This window comes from Lentzea albidocapillata subsp. violacea, assembly GCF_900100275.1.
GTDB classification, from domain to species: Bacteria; Actinomycetota; Actinomycetes; order Mycobacteriales; family Pseudonocardiaceae; genus Lentzea; species Lentzea violacea.
Genome location: NZ_FNET01000001.1, coordinates 648496 through 664704, shown reverse-complemented (window position 1 = coordinate 664704; position 16209 = coordinate 648496). Strand labels below are relative to the sequence as shown.

The 16209-nt window shown below is 69.4% G+C and carries 18 protein-coding genes; 10 read left to right on the top strand and 8 right to left on the bottom strand.

Annotation, left to right across the window (positions count from 1 at the left end; translation table 11 throughout):
• Positions 1-12: 12 nt before the first annotated feature.
• A complete protein-coding gene (locus BLR21_RS02750) occupies positions 13-1140 on the top strand; it encodes a steroid 3-ketoacyl-CoA thiolase (protein ID WP_090004018.1) in 1128 nt (375 codons plus the stop codon).
• On the opposite strand, the gene BLR21_RS02745 is transcribed toward BLR21_RS02750, so the two are convergent.
• From BLR21_RS02745 to BLR21_RS02735, 3 genes are read right to left on the bottom strand one after another with little or no spacing between them, the layout of a single operon-like run.
• Positions 1124-2074, bottom strand: coding sequence for a BUD32 family EKC/KEOPS complex subunit (locus BLR21_RS02745; protein ID WP_090004017.1), 951 nt, complete (start codon positions 2072-2074; stop codon positions 1124-1126). The genes BLR21_RS02750 and BLR21_RS02745 overlap by 17 nt on opposite strands.
• Before the next feature lie 10 nt (positions 2075-2084).
• Complete coding sequence (locus BLR21_RS02740; RefSeq protein WP_090004016.1) at positions 2085-2939, bottom strand: SDR family oxidoreductase; 855 nt, start codon at positions 2937-2939, stop codon at positions 2085-2087.
• On the bottom strand, positions 2936-3697 hold the full coding sequence (locus BLR21_RS02735; RefSeq protein ID WP_090004015.1) for an SDR family oxidoreductase: 762 nt from the start codon (positions 3695-3697) through the stop codon (positions 2936-2938). The genes BLR21_RS02740 and BLR21_RS02735 overlap by 4 nt, the downstream gene beginning before the upstream one ends.
• Positions 3698-3760: 63 nt before the next feature.
• Between BLR21_RS02735 and BLR21_RS02730 the strand changes: the two genes are divergently transcribed.
• The 4 genes from BLR21_RS02730 to BLR21_RS02715 are packed head-to-tail and all read left to right on the top strand — an operon-like array spanning position 3761 to position 7056.
• On the top strand, positions 3761-4528 hold the full coding sequence (locus tag BLR21_RS02730; protein WP_090004014.1) for an enoyl-CoA hydratase family protein: 768 nt from the start codon (positions 3761-3763) through the stop codon (positions 4526-4528).
• Positions 4503-5300, top strand: coding sequence for a CoA transferase subunit A (locus BLR21_RS02725; RefSeq protein WP_090004013.1), 798 nt, complete (start codon positions 4503-4505; stop codon positions 5298-5300). Before BLR21_RS02730 ends, BLR21_RS02725 begins: the two co-directional genes overlap by 26 nt.
• Complete coding sequence (locus BLR21_RS02720; RefSeq protein WP_090004012.1) at positions 5297-6010, top strand: CoA-transferase subunit beta; 714 nt, start codon at positions 5297-5299, stop codon at positions 6008-6010. Before BLR21_RS02725 ends, BLR21_RS02720 begins: the two co-directional genes overlap by 4 nt.
• A complete protein-coding gene (locus BLR21_RS02715) occupies positions 6007-7056 on the top strand; it encodes an NAD(P)H-dependent flavin oxidoreductase (RefSeq protein WP_090004011.1) in 1050 nt (349 codons plus the stop codon). Before BLR21_RS02720 ends, BLR21_RS02715 begins: the two co-directional genes overlap by 4 nt.
• Here the strand turns inward: BLR21_RS02715 and BLR21_RS02710 are convergent.
• Genes BLR21_RS02710 through BLR21_RS02695 form a run of 4 tightly spaced genes read right to left on the bottom strand, consistent with a single transcriptional unit; the run spans position 7040 to position 10608 of the window.
• Positions 7040-8170, bottom strand: a complete 1131-nt coding sequence (locus tag BLR21_RS02710; RefSeq protein WP_090004010.1) for an acetyl-CoA C-acetyltransferase — start codon at positions 8168-8170, stop codon at positions 7040-7042. The two genes, BLR21_RS02715 and BLR21_RS02710, sit on opposite strands and share 17 nt — an antisense overlap.
• Positions 8171-8183: 13 nt before the next feature.
• Complete coding sequence (locus tag BLR21_RS02705; RefSeq protein ID WP_090004009.1) at positions 8184-8780, bottom strand: TetR/AcrR family transcriptional regulator; 597 nt, start codon at positions 8778-8780, stop codon at positions 8184-8186.
• Positions 8781-8794: 14 nt separating this feature from the next.
• A complete protein-coding gene (locus BLR21_RS02700) occupies positions 8795-9538 on the bottom strand; it encodes an SDR family oxidoreductase (RefSeq protein ID WP_090004008.1) in 744 nt (247 codons plus the stop codon).
• Positions 9535-10608, bottom strand: coding sequence for an acyl-CoA dehydrogenase family protein (locus BLR21_RS02695; RefSeq protein WP_090004007.1), 1074 nt, complete (start codon positions 10606-10608; stop codon positions 9535-9537). Before BLR21_RS02695 ends, BLR21_RS02700 begins: the two co-directional genes overlap by 4 nt.
• Positions 10609-10651: 43 nt before the next feature.
• Here BLR21_RS02695 and BLR21_RS02690 point away from each other — a divergent pair, with 43 nt between their 5' ends.
• Genes BLR21_RS02690 through BLR21_RS02670 form a run of 5 tightly spaced genes read left to right on the top strand, consistent with a single transcriptional unit; the run spans position 10652 to position 15867 of the window.
• Positions 10652-12127, top strand: a complete 1476-nt coding sequence (locus BLR21_RS02690; protein ID WP_090004006.1) for a FadD3 family acyl-CoA ligase — start codon at positions 10652-10654, stop codon at positions 12125-12127.
• Positions 12124-12954, top strand: coding sequence for an enoyl-CoA hydratase (locus BLR21_RS02685; protein ID WP_090004005.1), 831 nt, complete (start codon positions 12124-12126; stop codon positions 12952-12954). Before BLR21_RS02690 ends, BLR21_RS02685 begins: the two co-directional genes overlap by 4 nt.
• A complete protein-coding gene (locus BLR21_RS02680) occupies positions 12954-14045 on the top strand; it encodes an acyl-CoA dehydrogenase family protein (protein WP_090004004.1) in 1092 nt (363 codons plus the stop codon). The genes BLR21_RS02685 and BLR21_RS02680 overlap by 1 nt, the downstream gene beginning before the upstream one ends.
• Positions 14042-14845 carry an acyl-CoA dehydrogenase family protein gene (locus BLR21_RS02675; protein WP_090004003.1) on the top strand — a complete coding sequence of 268 codons (804 nt, stop codon included), beginning with the start codon at positions 14042-14044 and terminating at the stop codon, positions 14843-14845. The genes BLR21_RS02680 and BLR21_RS02675 overlap by 4 nt, the downstream gene beginning before the upstream one ends.
• Positions 14842-15867, top strand: coding sequence for an acyl-CoA dehydrogenase family protein (locus BLR21_RS02670; RefSeq protein WP_090004002.1), 1026 nt, complete (start codon positions 14842-14844; stop codon positions 15865-15867). The genes BLR21_RS02675 and BLR21_RS02670 overlap by 4 nt, the downstream gene beginning before the upstream one ends.
• Here BLR21_RS02670 and BLR21_RS02665 read toward each other — a convergent pair.
• On the bottom strand, positions 15810-16205 hold the full coding sequence (locus BLR21_RS02665) for a helix-turn-helix domain-containing protein (protein WP_030481689.1): 396 nt from the start codon (positions 16203-16205) through the stop codon (positions 15810-15812). The two genes, BLR21_RS02670 and BLR21_RS02665, sit on opposite strands and share 58 nt — an antisense overlap.
• Positions 16206-16209: the final 4 nt, after the last annotated feature.

The following is a 16209-nucleotide window of genomic DNA, read 5'->3' as shown; positions in this document are numbered from 1 at the left end:
AAGGAGGCTCGCGTGGGCAGTCCGGTGATCGTGGGAGCGGTGCGCACGCCCATCGGCAGGCGGAACGGCTGGTTGTCCGGCCTGCACGCCGCCGAGCTCCTCGGCGCGGCACAACGGGGACTGCTCGACCGGACGGGTGTCGATCCGTCCACCGTCGAACAGGTCATCGGCGGCACCGTCACCCAGGCGGGCGAGCAGTCGAACAACATCACCAGGACGGCCTGGCTGCACGCGGGCCTGCCACAGACCACCGGCTGCACCACCGTGGACGCCCAGTGCGGGTCGGCCCAGCAGTCCACGCACCTCATCGCCGGCCTGATCGCGGCCGGCGCCATCGACGCCGGCATCGCGTGCGGGGTCGAGGCGATGAGCCGCGTGCCGTTACGCAGCAACATCGGCGAGACCGGCATGCCGCGCCCCGACTCGTGGACGATCGACCTGCCCAACCAGTTCGTGGCAGCCGAACGGGTCGCGGAACGGCGCGGCATCGGGCGCGAGGAGGTCGACCGGTTCGGCGTCCAGTCGCAGAACCGGGCACGGGCGGCGTGGGCGGCGGGCCGGTTCACCGCCGAGGTCGTGCCGGTGAAGGTCGGCGAGGACCTCGTGGACACCGACCAGGGCCTGCGCGAGACGTCACTGGAGGCGTTGGCAGCCTTGAAGGCCGTCGTACCGGACGGCGTGCACACCGCCGGAACGTCGTCGCAGATCTCGGACGGCGCGTCGGCCGTGATGGTCGTCGACGAGGAGTTCGCACGGGCTCATGGGTTGCGCCCTCGCGCACGGATCGTCACGCAGTGCCTGGTCGGGTCGGACCCGTACTACCACCTGGACGGGCCGGTCGACGCCACCGCGCGGTTGCTGAAGCGCAGCGGCATGAAGATGGCCGACATCGACCTGTTCGAGGTCAACGAGGCGTTCGCGTCCGTCGTGCTGTCGTGGGCGGCGGTGCACCGGCCGAACCTGGACCGGGTCAACGTCAACGGTGGTGCGATCGCTCTTGGCCACCCCGTGGGCAGCACCGGGACGCGGCTGATCACGACCGCGCTGCACGAGTTGGAGCGCAGGGACGCTTCGACCGCGTTGATCACGATGTGTGCGGGTGGGGCCATGGCCACCGGCACGATCATCGAACGGATCTGAGGTCGGCGGCCGGGTACGGGGTCCGCCGGCTCTCGTGCTGGAAGCGGCGGTAGAAGTCCTTCATCACTGCTGCGACGTCGTTGTGGCGGTTGAGGATCGCCGCGACCCGTGGCGGAACTCCCTGCGAGCGCAGCTGGTACGCGAACCACATCACCAGGTGCGTGACGGTGTAGTAACGGTCGTAGTCCAGATTCTCGCCGAAGAACGCGATCTCCTCCTCGGACAGGTCGAACCGGGAGGAGATCGCGAGGCCGTAGTCGGCGAAGTACACGCGTTCGCCGTCGGTCAGGACGTTCTGGAAGTGGCCGTCGAAGTGCAGCAGGCCGCGGGAGTTCATGAACTCCACCCCGGCCGTCATTTCCCGTTCGACCATCTCGCAGGCGGTTTCGAGGTCGTCCTGGCCGTTCAGCCAGTCGTGCAGGTTCTGCGGGACGTACTCCAGGAAGAGCGCGATGCTCGCGGTCGACTTCTTCAGCGCGTCGATGCGGGGACTCACCTCCGGTCCCCAGTAGCCGACCGCCTGATCCAGTTCCGCGGACAACGTCTGGTCCGGGTGCGGCAGGACCCGCCAGTGGTACGTCAGCGGAAAGCCCTCGTGCTCACCCGCCAGCACCCAGTCCGTCGTCATGGTGTGCACGGCCAGCTCACGCCAGGCGCCGAAGCCTGCCGACCCGACCAGCCCGACGCCGTAATGGGCGTGCACGGGCAGGTCGTAGAGGTTCGCCGTGGACCTGACGTTCTCTGGCCGCAGTTCCAGGTCGGTCAGCGGCAGCCGCTTCACGAAGACCGGGGTCCCGCCGACGTCCGCCAACGCCGTCGGCCCGCCGATTCCCGGCCCTCTCGGCTCGGCGCGGTTCACCAGGTCACCGAGTTCGCCGTCGCTGAGCAGGGACAACGCGGCCGAGACGGTCCTGTAAGAGTCCAGACGGGTCACATGATCGAAGCTACTCGGCTCCGTAGACCGGGGTCGGGTGATCGTCGGCGACCAGCTTCCGCACGACGCTGCCCAGCTCCTCCGGCGACCACCGCTCGCCCTTGTCGATCTCCGGCCCGCGCTGCCACCCGTGCACGACGCAGACGCGTCCGCCGTCGACCTCGAACATCCGCCCGGTCACGTCCCCGGCCTCCTCGCTGCCGAGCCACACCACCAGCGGCGAGATGTTCTCCGGGGCCATCGCGTCGAACCCGTCCTCCGGCGCCGCCATCAGGTCCGCGAACGTCGCCTCGGTCATCCTGGTCCGGGCGGCCGGCGCGATCGCGTTGACCGTGATGCCGTAGCGGGCCAGTTCGGCGGCCGCCACCAGCGTCAGCGACGCGATGCCCGCCTTGGCCGCCGAGTAGTTCGCCTGCCCGACGCTGCCGAACAGTCCGGCGCCGGACGATGTGTTGATCACCCGGCCGGACACCGCGCCACCGGCCTTGTGCACGGCACGCCAATGCGCGGCGGCGTGGTGCAGCGTCGCGAAGTGGCCCTTCAGGTGAACTCGGACTACCTCGTCCCACTCGTCCTCGCTGCAGCCGACGACCATGCGGTCCCGCACGATGCCGGCGTTGTTGACGAGCACGTCCAGTCCGCCGAACTCCGACACGGCGGTGTCGACCAGCCGTTTCGCACCTGCCCAGGTGCCGACGTCGTCGGTGTTGACGACGGCCCGTGGCCCGATCAGCGCCGCCACCTCGCCCGCGACCGCCGCGGACAGGTCGTTCACCACGACCCGTGCCCCTGCGGCGCCGAACGCCAGCGCGTGGGCACGGCCGATGCCACGCCCGGCCCCTGTCACGATCACAACCCGGTTCATGGAGTGCCCCCATCGGCAGCGGTCAGGAACGCGGGTGCCTCTCCCCCGCCGTGCACGACCAACGTCGCGCCGCTGACGTAGGACGCCAGCGGTGAAGCCAGGAACACCGCGCACGCGCCGACCTCGTCCGGCGAAGCGAGACGTCCCAACGGCACGGTCTTCGCCACGGCTTCGATCCCGGCCTCGGAGCCGTAGTGCAGATGCGACTGCTCCGTGCGCACCATGCCGACGGCCAGCGCGTTGACCCGCACCTTTGGGGCCCACTCGACGGCCAGCGACGAGGTCAGGTTGTCGAGCCCGGCCTTCGCGGCGCCGTAAGCGGCGGTTCCGGGAGACGGACGCCGTCCGCTGACGCTGCTCACGTTCACGATCGCCCCGCCTGAATCCTGCTTCTGCATGACCGCGTTCGCCGCCTGGGACACCAGCAACGGCGCCAGCAGGTTCAGCTCGACGATCTTCGCGTGGAACCGCGGCGAGGCCTTGTCCGCCAACGCGAACGGCGCCCCACCGGCATTGTTGACCACGACGTCGAGCCGGCCGTGCTCGGCGACGATCCCGGCCACCAGCTCAGAGACCTGATCCGCATCGCGCACGTCGCACGGCACGAACGACGCGCCCTCCACCTCCGCCGGACGCCGAGCACACGTCACGACGACAGCTCCGGCGGCAAGAAACGCACGGGTGATGCCGAGACCGACACCCCGCACGCCGCCCGTCACCAGAACCACTGCTCCGTCGAGGTCCAGTTCCACCAGCACCTACCCCGCTCGCTCCGGCACTGCTAAGTTACCAAGCAATCGCTTGGTTCGGAAGGCGGCTCCATGGGAATCTCCAGCAGCCACACCGAAAACGGCATCATCGAGGTGACCGTCGACTATCCCCCGGTCAACGCCATTCCCTCGCAGGGCTGGTTCGAGCTGGCCAGGGCCGTCACGGCCGCGGGTGAGTACCCGGAGGCACGGGTGGTGATCCTGAGGGCCGAGAACCGTGGCTTCTGCGCGGGCGTCGACCTCAAGGAGATCCAGCGGGCCGAGGGCTACAACGCGCTGGTGGCGGCGAACCGGGGTTGCGCCAAGGCTTTCGCGGCCGTGTACGACTGCGAGGTGCCGGTGATCGCCGCGGTGAACGGGTTCTGCCTCGGTGGCGGCGTCGGGCTGGTCGGCAACGCGGACATCATCGTGGCGTCCGACGACGCCACGTTCGGGCTGCCCGAGGTCGATCGGGGCGCGCTCGGCGCGGCCACGCACCTGGCCCGGCTCGTGCCGCAACACCTGATGCGGACGCTCTACTACACGGCGCGCAACGTCAGCGCGCAGACCTTGCACCACCACGGCAGCGTCGTCGAGGTCGTGCCGCGCGCACAGCTCGACGACGCGGCGCGCGAGATCGCCAAGGAGATCGCGAAGAAGGACACGTCGGTGATCCGCGCGGCCAAGGAGGCCATCAACGGCATCGACCCGCAGCGCGTGCACCAGAGCTACCGCTTCGAGCAGGGCTTCACCTTCGAGCTGAACCTCACCGGCGTGTCGGACCACGCCCGGCAGGCTTTCCTGGACGGAGACCATGCGCGACAAGCGAATGACAGCTGACGAGGTCGTCGGCGAGATCAAGGACGGGATGACCGTCGGCATCGGCGGCTGGGGCTCACGGCGCAAGCCGATGGCCTTGGTCAAGGCTCTGCTGCGATCCGGCGTCAAAGACCTCACCGTCGTTACGTACGGCGGACCCGATGCCGGGCTGCTGTGCGCGGCGGGCAAGGTCCGCAAGCTGGTCTACGGCTTCGTCTCGCTCGACTCGATCCCTTACGACCCGTGGTTCAAACGGGCGCGCGAGACCGCCTCGATCGAGGTCCTGGAACTGGACGAGGGCATGTTCCAGACCGGGCTGCGCGCTGCCGGGCACCGGTTGCCGTTCCTGCCGATCAGGGCGGGTCTCGGCTCGGACGTGCTGAAGTACGCGCCGGAACTCAAGACCATCAGGTCGCCCTACGACGACGGCGAAGAACTGGTCGCGATGCCGGCGTTGAAGCTCGACGTGGCCCTGGTCCACCTCAACCGCGCCGACAGGCACGGCAACGCCCAGTACCTCGGGCCCGACCCGTACTTCGACGACCTGTTCTGCCTGGCCGCGGACCGGCGATACGTGTCGTGCGAGCAGATCGTGGAGACGTTCGACGGGCCGCCGCAGACGTTGCTGCTCAACCGGATGATGGTCGACGGTGTGGTGGAAGCACCCGGCGGAGCGGGGTTCACCAGCTGCGTACCCGACTACGGCCGCGACGAGGCTCTCCAGCGCGAGTACGCGGAAGCAGCCTCTGACCTGGAGAAATGGCCGGACTTCTACGAGAGGTTCGTGGGATGAGCGACATCACGAGAGCCGAGGTCTGCGTGGCCGCGTGTGCCGACCTGTTCCTCGGGGCCGGGGAGACGCTCGCCAGCCCGATGGGCCTCATCCCGTCCCTCGGCGCGAAACTCGCCCGCCTGACCACCGAGCCCGACCTCCTGCTCAGCGACGGCGAGGCGTTCCTGCTGACGCCCCAGTCCACTGTGGAGGGCTGGCTGCCGTACCGGAAGGTGTTCGACGTAGTCGCGCACGGCCGCCGGCACGTCGTGATGGGCGCGAACCAGGTCGACAGGTTCGGCAACCAGAACATCTCCGCGATCGGCGACCACGCGAGGCCCACCCGGCAGTTGCTCGGGTTCCGCGGCGCTCCCGGCAACACCGTCAACCACCGCACCAGCTACTGGGTGCCCCGGCACAGCACGCGGGTGCTGGTCGAGGCCGTGGACGTGGTGTCCGGCGTCGGCTACGACCGTGCGGCCGGGCCGTTCCACGACGTCCACCGCGTCGTCACGAACCTCGCTGTACTCGACTTCGACACCCCTGATCACTCGATGCGCGTCGTCTCCGTGCATCCCGGTGTGTCGGTCGACGAGGTCCAGAAGCAGACGTCGTTCCCGCTCGTCGTCCAGGACGTCACCGAGACCCGGCTCCCGACCGACGAGGAGCTGGAGCTGATCCGGACCAGGCTCGATCCGGGCAGCAAGCGGGACAGGGAAGTCCCGCAGTGAGGACCGCGCTCACCGACCTGGTCGGCGTCCGGCACCCGGTGGTGCAGACCGGGATGGGCTGGGTCGCGGGGCCACGCCTGGTCTCCGCGACCGCCGAGGCGGGCGGGCTCGGCATCCTGGCCTCCGCCACCATGACGTACGCCGAGCTCGAAGCCGCGATCAAGGAGACCCGCTCCCGCACGTCCGAGCCGTTCGGCGTGAACCTGAGAGCGGACGCGCACGACGCTCCGGAACGGATCGACCTGCTGATCCGCGAACGCGTGAAGGTCGCTTCCTTCGCGCTGGCCCCGAAACCGGACATGATCGCGAAGCTGAACGACGCCGGGGTCGTCGTGATCCCGTCGATCGGGGCGGCCCGGCACGCCGAGAAGGTCGCGAAGTGGGGCGCCCACGCCGTGATCGTGCAGGGCGGCGAAGGCGGCGGCCACACCGGTGGCGTCGCCACGACGTTGCTGCTCCCGAGCGTGCTGGACGCCGTCGACATCCCGGTGGTCGCGGCCGGTGGCTTCTTCGACGGCCGGGGACTGGCCGCCGCGCTCGCGTACGGCGCGGCTGGCATCGCGATGGGCACCAGGTTCCTGCTCACCCAGGAGAGCACGGTCCCGGACGCGGTGAAACACGCGTACCTGCAACGGGATCTGAACGGCACGGTCGTGACCACACGCGTCGACGGCCTGCCGCACCGGGTCCTGCGGTCGGACCTCGTCGAGCACCTCGAGAAGTCCGGTCGGGTCAGCAGCCTGGCGAGGGCCGTGACCAACGCGGCCAAGTTCCGGCACCACACCGGACTGAGCTGGCGCGCGATGATCCGCGAGGGCCTGGCCATGAAGCACGGCAAGGACCTCACGTGGTCGCAGGTGATCATGGCCGCGAACACGCCGATGCTGCTGCGCGCCGGCCTCGTCGAGGGCAGGACGGACGCGGGCGTGCTCGCGTCGGGTCAGGTCGCCGGGCTGCTGGGCGACCTGCCCACGTGCGCGGACCTGATCGAGGGGATCGTCAAGGACGCCGCGGCGGCGATCGACCGGCTCAGAGACGTTCGATGATCGTCACGTTCGCCTGACCGCCGCCCTCGCACATCGTCTGCAGCCCGAACCGCCCACCGGTCCGCTCCAGCTCGTGCAGCAGCGTCGTGAACAGCTTGGTGCCCGTCGCGCCGATCGGATGGCCCAGCGCGAGCGCGCCCCCGTTGACGTTCACGCGTCCCATGTCGATCTTGAGCTCTTTGGCCCACGCCATGGCGACCGACGCGAACGCCTCGTTGATCTCGAACAGGTCGATGTCCGAAAGGGACATTCCGGCGCGTTCCAGCGCGTACCGGGTGGCTCGGATCGGCGCGGTCAGCATGTAGATCGGGTCGGAGCCGCGGGCCGACATGTGGTGCACGCGGGCCCGTGGCGTCAGCCTGTGCTCGCGCACGGCCTGTTCCGACACGACCAGCACCGCCGAGGCACCGTCGGAGATCTGCGACGACAACGCCGCCGTCGTGCGCCCGCCCGGCCGCAACGGCTGCAGCTTCGCCATCTTCTCCGCACTGGTGTCCGGACGCGGGCACTCGTCTGCCGCGACCCCGTTGACCGGCGCGATCTCGCGGTCGAACCGGCCCTCCTTGATCGCGGTGATCGCCCGCAGATGGCTCTGCAGCGCGAAGTCCTCCATCTCGCGCCGCGACAGGTCCCACCGCACCGCGATCAGGTCGGCCGCACGGAACTGGCTGACCTCCTCGTCGCCGTACCGGTGCCGCCAGCCCTCGCAGCCCTCGAACGGGCTGACCGTCATGGCCGAGCCGATCGGCACCTGCGACATGTTCTGCACGCCGCCCGCGACCACGACGTCGGCCGTGCCGCTCATCACCGCCTGCGCCGCGAAGTGCAGCGCCTGCTGGCTCGATCCGCACTGCCGGTCGACCGTCACGCCCGGCACCTGCTCCGGGAAACCGGCCGCCAGCCAGGACGTCCGCGCGATGTCACCCGCCTGCGGGCCGACCGTGTCCACGCAACCGAAGATCACGTCGTCCACGTCCGTCGGGTCGACGTCGACGCGGTTGAGCAGCGCCGTGATCACATGCGCACCGAGATCGGCGGGGTGCACGTGGCTCAGCTCGCCACCACGCCTGCCCGCCGGGGTCCGCACAGCCTCGATGATGTACGCCTCGGCCACGAGGGCCCTCCTTCTACGTCTTGGAGTTCTTCCGCCGGCCCGTGGCGATGCCGTCGAGCAGGATCGCGAGGTACTGGTCGGCCACCTCGACCGCGGCCAGGCCGCCGTCCGGCCGGTACCACCGCACGGCCACCCACACCGTGTCGCGGATGAACCGGTAGGCCACGTCCACGTCGAGGTCGGAGCGGAACACGCCCGTGCTCATGCCCTCCTCCAGCAACACCGTCCACAGCTTGCGGAACTCCACGCTGCGGTCCTCGATGTAGGAGAACCGTTCGAGCGGCGTGAGGTGCTTGGCCTCGTTCTGGTAGATCGCGACAGCGGCGTGCCGGGTGTCGATCGCCTCGAACGACGCCACCACCAGAGCCTTCAACGTCTGCTTCGGGCCGAGGCCTGCCTCGACGACCTCCCGGTAGCGCGTGAACAGCTCGTCCAGGAACGTCCGCAGGATCTCGTCCACCATCGACTCCTTCGAGTCGAAGTGGTGGTAGAGGCTGCCGGACAGGATCCCCGCCGCGTCCGCGATGTCCCTGACCGTGGTCTGCCCGTAGCCACGCTCGGCGAACATCCTCGCGGCTAGCTCCAGCAGCTCGGCCCTCCGGCTACTCATCGGTCGTTCCTTCCTCACGGATGCTGACTGCTCACCGAGACGACCTCGCCCGTCAGGTACGACGAGTAGTCGCTCGCGAGGAACACGATCACATTCGCGACCTCCCAGGGCTCGGCGGCGCGCCCGAAAGCCTCGCGGGACGCCAGTTCCGTCAGCAACTCCTCACTGGTGACCTTGGCCAGGAACGGGTGCGCCGCCAAGCTCGGGGCGACCGCGTTCACCCGGATGCCGTGCTCGGCCACGTCCATCGCGGCGCACCTGGTCAACGCCATGACTCCCGCTTTCGCTGCGGCGTAATGGGCTTGACCCTGCTGGGCCCGCCAGCCGATCACACTGGAGTTGTTAACGACGACACCGCTTCGTTGGACGACCATTTGGCGTAGCGCGGCCCTGGTGCAGCGGAAGGTGCCGTTCAGCGTGACGTCCAGGACGCGGGACCACTCGTCGTCCGCCATGTCCAGCACGGACTTCTCGCCGCCGAGGCCGGCGTTGTTGACCATCACGTCGATGCGGCCGTAGCGCTCGACCGTCTCGTCGATCAGCTGCTGCACCTGCTGCTCGTTAGTGACGTCGCACGGCACGGCGTGGTCGGTGCCCAGCGCCTCGTGGGTCTCCTTGAGGCGGCGCTCGTGCCAGTCGCTGATGACCACCGTGGCGCCCTCTTCGAGGCAGCGTTTCGCGGTCGCCGAGCCGATGCCGGTGCCCGCCGCCGCCGTCACGACGACGATCTTGTCCTCGAGCAGATCGTGGCCGTTCATCGCGGCAGCCCCAGGATGCGGTGGGCGATGATCTCGCGCTGGATCTCGTCCGAGCCGCCGTAGATCGTCTCCGCGCGGCTGAACAGGAACATCCGCTGCCACTCGTTGTCGTCGATCATCGACTCGGGGCCGAGCGAGTCCATCGCCAGCTCGCCGAGCCTGCGGTGCCAGCCCGCCCAGAACAGCTTCAGCACGGACGCCTCCGGGCCTGGTTCGTCGTTCAGGGTTCTCATCGTGTGCGAGCGCATGACGTGCAGTTCGAGCCACGCCCTGGTGAGGCGTTCGTCCTGAGGTGCCTTGGCCATGATCGCGTCGAGCTGACGGCGGAAGCCGACCTGGTGGCCGAGCATGGCGGTGCCGCGCTCGAAGCCCAGCGTCGCCATGGCGATCTTCCAGCCCTCGCCGGGCTGCCCGACGACGTTCTCCTTGGGCGTCACCGCGCCGTCGAAGAAGACCTCGTTGAACTCGGACGTGCCGGTGAGCTGGCGGATCGGCCGCACCTCGATGCCCGGCTGGTCCATCGGCACGAGGAGGTACGAGAGGCCTTGATGCCGTTGCGATCCTGGTTCGGTGCGGCACAGGACGAAGATCCAGTCGGAGTAGTGCGCGTTCGACGTCCAGATCTTCTGGCCGTTGATCACCCACTGGTCACCTTCGAGGGTGGCCCTGGTCGTTACTGAGGCGAGGTCGGAGCCGGCACCCGGTTCCGAGTAGCCCTGGCACCACAGCTCTTCGAGCGAGCGGATCTTGGGCAGGAACCGCTCCTTCTGCTCGGGCGTGCCGAACGCGACGAGTGTCGGCCCGAGCAGACCCTCGCCGACGATGTCGACCTTCGCCGGGGCGTCGGCCTCCGCGTACTCCTCGTGGAAGATCACCTGCTCCTCCACGCTGCGTTCGCCCGGCCAGCCGAGGCACGTCCACCCGCTCCTGGCGAGATGCCGGTGCCACCGCAGCCGTCCCTCGAACGCCTCGTGCTCGCGACCCGGTCCACCCAGGCCGCGCAGCTCAGCGAACTCACCGACGAGGTTGGCGGACAACCATTCCCGCACCTCGCGCCGGAAGGACTCCATGGGCCATACTCTAACCTACCAAGCACTTGCTTTGGAGGGCGTGATGGCGGACGTTCCAAGCAGGCAAACGGTTTCAGCCGTACTCGACCGCGCTGCTGCTTCGTACATCGACGCGGAGGCGTTGGTGGACGGGGAGGTTCGCCTCACCTGGCTCGAGTTGCGTTCGGCGGCGCTGGACGCGGCGCGTGCACTCGTGGGGATGGGCGTGCGGCCGGGCGATCGGGTGGCTTTGTGCGCGCCCAACTCCGCTCAATGGGTGGTCGCGGCGCTCGGAGCGTTGCGCGCGGGCGCCGCGCTGGTACCGATCAACACGCGGTTCACCGCCACGGAGACGTTGGACGTGGTGCAGCGCAGTGCCGCGCGCGTCCTGATCGTGGAGGGCGAGTTCCTCGGGCGTGACCGGGAGGCGGAACTGCGGGCGTTGTCGTCGGAACTCCCCTCGGTGGTGCGACTACCGGCCGAGTGGGTCGCCGCGGACGTCGATCTTCCTGAGCTGACCGAGGACCAGCTCTGCGACGTCATGTTCACCTCCGGCACGACCGGGCGCAGCAAAGGGGCGATGAGCGCGCACCGGCAGTCGCTCGGGGTGGCCGAGGCCTGGGCCGCCTGCGGTGAGCTGACGTCCGCCGACCGGTACCTGATCGTCAACCCCTTCTTCCACACCTTTGGTTACAAGGCCGGGATCCTGGCCTGCGTGCTGACCGGGGCGACGATTGTGCCGCAGCCGGTGTTCGACGTCGCCGAGACGATGCGGTTGATCGAACGGGAACGGATCACCGTGCTGCCGGGGCCGCCGACGATCTTCCAGGCGTTGCTCGACCATCCCGAGCGCGGCTCGTTCGACCTGTCCAGTCTGCGGCTGGTGGTCACCGGCGCCGCGGTCGTCCCCGTCGTGCTGATCGAGCGCCTGAGGGCGGAGCTGTCGCTGACCGTGCTCACCGCCTACGGGCTGACCGAGGCCGTCGTCGCCACCATGTGCCGCCCCGGCGACTCGCCGGAAACGGTCGCGCACACGTGCGGCGTGCCGATGGCAGGGTTCGAGCTCCAGCTGGGCGAACGGGACGAGGTGCTGTTGCGCGGCCCGAACGTGATGCTCGGCTACCTCGACGATCCAGATGCCACCGCCGAGGCTGTGGACGCCGACGGCTGGTTGCACACGGGTGACGTCGGCGCCTTGGACGAGCGGGGTTATCTCTCGATCACCGACCGGCTCAAGGACATGTACATCTGCGGCGGGTTCAACGTTTACCCGGCCGAGGTCGAGCAGGCGCTCGCCCGGCTGCCGGGGGTCGCGGAGTCGGCCGTGGTCGGGATGGCCGACTCCCGGCTGGGTGAGGTCGGGGTGGCGCACATCGTCACGGCGCCCGGTTTCGCGCTGACCTCGGACGAGGTGATCGCGTTCTGCCGGGAACGGCTGGCGAACTACAAGGTGCCGCGTGCCGTCGAGTTCCACCCCGCGCTCCCCCGCAACGCCATGGGCAAGGTCCTCAAAATCCAACTGCGCAAGGAGAACGCGTGACAGTCTCGTATGAGCGGCGGGACGCGGTCGCCGTCGTGACCATGAACCGCCCGGAGTACCGCAACGCGCAGAACTCGGCGATGACCTACGCGTTGGACGAGGCCTTCACCCGCGCGGTGGACGACGACGAGGTCAAGGTGATCGTCCTGGCGGGCGCCGGCGACCACTTCTCCGCGGGCCATGACATCGGCTCGCCCGGCCGTGACGTCGACACGTCCTTCGAGCGCAAGGCCGTGCTGTGGTGGGACCACGTCGGCCGGGAGGGCGGTGACCTCCGCTTCGCGCGCGAGATGGAGGTCTACCTCGGCATGTGCCGGCGGTGGCGGGAGATCCCGAAGCCGACGATCGCGATGGTGCAGGGCGCCTGCGTCGCCGGCGGCCTGATGCTCGCCTGGGTGTGCGACCTGATCGTGGCCGCCGAGGACGCGTTCTTCGCCGATCCCGTGGTGCGCATGGGGATTCCGGGCGTCGAGTACTTCGCGCACCCGTGGATGCTCGGCCCGCGCGCCGCGAAGGAGGTGTTGTTCACCGGCGACCGCTTCTCGGCCCAGCGCGCCTACGAGTGGGGCATGGTGTCGCGCGTCGTGCCTCGCGCGGAGTTGGAGGAATCCACTTTCCAGCTGGCTTCCCGCATCTCGGCGATGCCGCGGTTCGGGCTCGCGCTCGCCAAGAAGGCGGTCAACCAGTCCGAGGACCTGATGGGCATGCGTGCCGGGATGGACTCCGTGTTCGGCCTGCACCACTTCGCGCACGCCCACAACGCCGAGGTGAGCTCCGACGCGCTGGCCGGCATGGACGCCCGTGCGATGAAGAAGGCCTCCGGCTGATGGATCTCTCACTCGACGCTGAGACCTTGGAGTTCCAGGCCGAGGTGCGTTCGTGGCTGGCGGCGCACGTCCGACCGCTGTCCTCAATGGACACCGAACACGGCTTCGAGGAGCACCGTTCCTGGGAACGGCTGCTGGCCTCCGAACGGCTGTCGGTGGTCTCGTGGCCGTCTACGTACGGTGGCCGGGAGGCGTCGTTGCTGCAGTGGTTGGTGTTCGAGGAGGAATACCACGCTTCGGGCGCGCCAGGCCGTGTCTCGCAGAACGGCATCTTCCTGCTGGCGCCGACTTTGTTCGCTTTCGGGAGTGACGAACAACGTTCGCGAATCCTGCCGGCGATGGCGAGTGGTGACGAGGTCTGGGCGCAGGCCTGGTCCGAGCCTGAGGCCGGGTCGGACCTCGCGTCGTTGCGCAGCACGGCCGTTCGCTGCGACGGCGGCTGGCTGCTGCGCGGCCAGAAGACCTGGAGCTCGCGGGCGGCGTTCGCGGACCGGGCGTTCGGCCTGTTCCGCACCGGCCCCGGCGAACGTCACCGGGGGCTGACCTACCTGCTCTTCGACCTGCGTTCCGAAGGCGTGACCGTGCGCCCGATCGACCAACTCGACGGCGAACCGGGCTTCGCCGAGATCTTCCTGGACGACGTGTTCGTGCCGGACCGCGACGTCGTGGGCGAGGTCGGCGACGGCTGGCGCGTGGCGATGAGCACCGCGGGCAACGAACGCGGCCTGACCCTGCGCAGCCCAGGCCGTTTCACCGCGGCCGCGTCCCGGCTGGTGGAGCTGTACCGGAAGAACCCCGATCCGGCGCTGCGTGACCGCGTCGTGGACGCGTGGATCGGCGCGCAGGCCTACCGCCTCCACACGTTCGGCGCGCTGGCCCAGCCTCGGTCCGGACCAGCGGCCAGCGTGACAAAGGTGTTCTGGTCCGAACTGGACGTCGCCCTGCACGAAACAGCGCTCGACCTGCTCGGCGAGGTCGCGCCGGGGTGGCGGGACGGGTGGCTGTTCTCGCTGTCGGGCCCGATCTACGCCGGTACCAACGAGATCCAGCGCAACGTGATCGCCGAACGAATCCTGGGGCTGCCGCGATGATGTTCACGCTGTCGTCCGAGCAGACGGACCTGGCCTCCGTGCTGCACGGCTTCCTGGCCGCGGGCAAGACGGACCTGGCCTCGCTCGGGCTGGACGAGGTGACCGATCCGGTCGACCTCGTGGTGGTGTTCGAGGAGTTGGGACATCATGCGGTCGCCGGCCCGCTGATCGAGTCGCTCGCGGTGCTCCCGGCACTCGGCGCCGGCCCTGGCTCGGTCGCCTTCCCACCGCACGTCCCCCACGCCGTCGAGGCCGACCGGTACTTCCTGGTCGAGGGTGACACCCTCCGCGAAGCCTCCCCCACGGCCGAACTCCAGTCCGTCGACCCCGGCCGCCGCCTCTTCGAACTCTCCGCCGGCGCGGTGATCGCCACCGACGTGCCCGCCGCCCGCGCGTTCGACCTCGGCGTCCTGACCTGCTCGGCGCAACTCCTCGGACTGGGCCGCGCGATGCTCGACCTGACCACCGCCCATGCCAAGGCACGCACCCAGTTCGGCCGGCCCATCGGCCAGTTCCAGGCGGTCAAACACCACCTCGCGAATGTCCTGATCGGCCTCGAACTCGCCCGCCCGCTGGTGTTCGGCGCGGCCGTGACCATGGCGCCTCGGGATGTCTCCGCGGCCAAGGTCGCCACGTCCGACGCCGCGTGGCAGGCCGCCCGCATCGCGTTGCAGGTGCACGGCGCCATCGGTTACACCGCCGAGCACGACCTCGGCCGGTTCCTGCTGCAGACCCGAGCCCTGCGCACGGCGTGGGGCAGTCCGTCGATGCACCGAGCACGCGTGCTGGAGGCGTTGTGACACCGGAACAACTCGCGTTGCGTGACACCGTCCGCAGCCTGCTCGACAAGCACTCGGACGTCCGCGCGGCCATCGAGACCCCGCACGGCTACGACAAGGACGTGTGGGCGCGGCTGTGCGACATCGGCGCGCTCCCGATCCCCGAGCGGTACGGCGGATCCGGCGCCGGCCGGGCCGAGACCCATATCGCGCTGGAAGAACTCGGCCGCACCCTCACCCCGTCACCGCTGCTGGCCTCGACGATCGCCTCGCGGGCGTTGCTGGCGACGGGGAACGAGGAGGCGTGCGACCGGTTGCTGCCGCGGATCGCGGACGGAACCGTCGCCACCCTCGTCTGGCCGTGGGACAACGGCCGGAGCAGCCTCGACGGCACGGCGCGCTACGTCCTGGACGGCGACCTCGCCGAGATCGTCCTCGCCACCGACGGCACCGGCCTGTACGAGATCGACCTCGCCGGCGTCACCCGCGAGCACACACCGACGATGGACCAGACCCGCCGCCTGGCCACGATCCACCTGACCGGCGCCGCCACCCTGCTGGGTCCGTGGTCACGCCACGTTCGTGACATCGCGCTGGCCGCGCTGGCAGCGGAACAGGTCGGCGCCGCCGCTCGGGCCCTCGAACTCACCGTCGAGTACTCGAAGACCAGGGTCCAGTTCGGCAAGCCCATCGGCTCGTTCCAGGCGCTGAAGCACCGCATGGCGGACATGCACGTCCTCGTGGAGACCGCCCGGTCAGCAGCTCTAGCCGCCACGGACGAGGTGTCCGCGGCGGTCGCGAAGGTGTACTGCTCGGAGGCGTTGTTCAAGGTCGCGGCAGAGATGGTCCAGCTGCACGGCGGCATCGCGATCACCTGGGAGCACGACGCGCACCTGTACCTCAAGCGCGCGCACGGCAGTACGCAGCTGTTCGGCAGCCCCCAGGTGCACCTCGCACGACTCGCGGCAACCTGCTTGGACCGCGATCAGCCGCCAGAACCAGCCTCACGCAAGATGCGTCGAAACGTCGGACACTCCAGGTGACTGGCCGCCGGACAGACAGCCGCGTGCCTCAACCCGTCCCGCATCACCGTCAGCCGCACGATCGTCGCGTCCAACTCGTCCGCCTTCCCGGCGAGCATCGCCCGATCCAGCCGCGGCCGCCCATCGGCGGCGAACATCAGCGCGATCTCGTCCAGCGAGAAACCGGCCGAACGCCCGACGGTGATCAACGCCAGCCGCTCGAAAACGGTCTCGTCGAACACCCGGGTGAGCCCGCGCCGCCCGACCGAGCCGATCAGCCCCCGCTCCTCGTAGTAGCGCAGGGTCGACGCGGGCACGCCGGACCGCCGCACCACCTCGCCGATGCCGAGTTCCTGCATGACA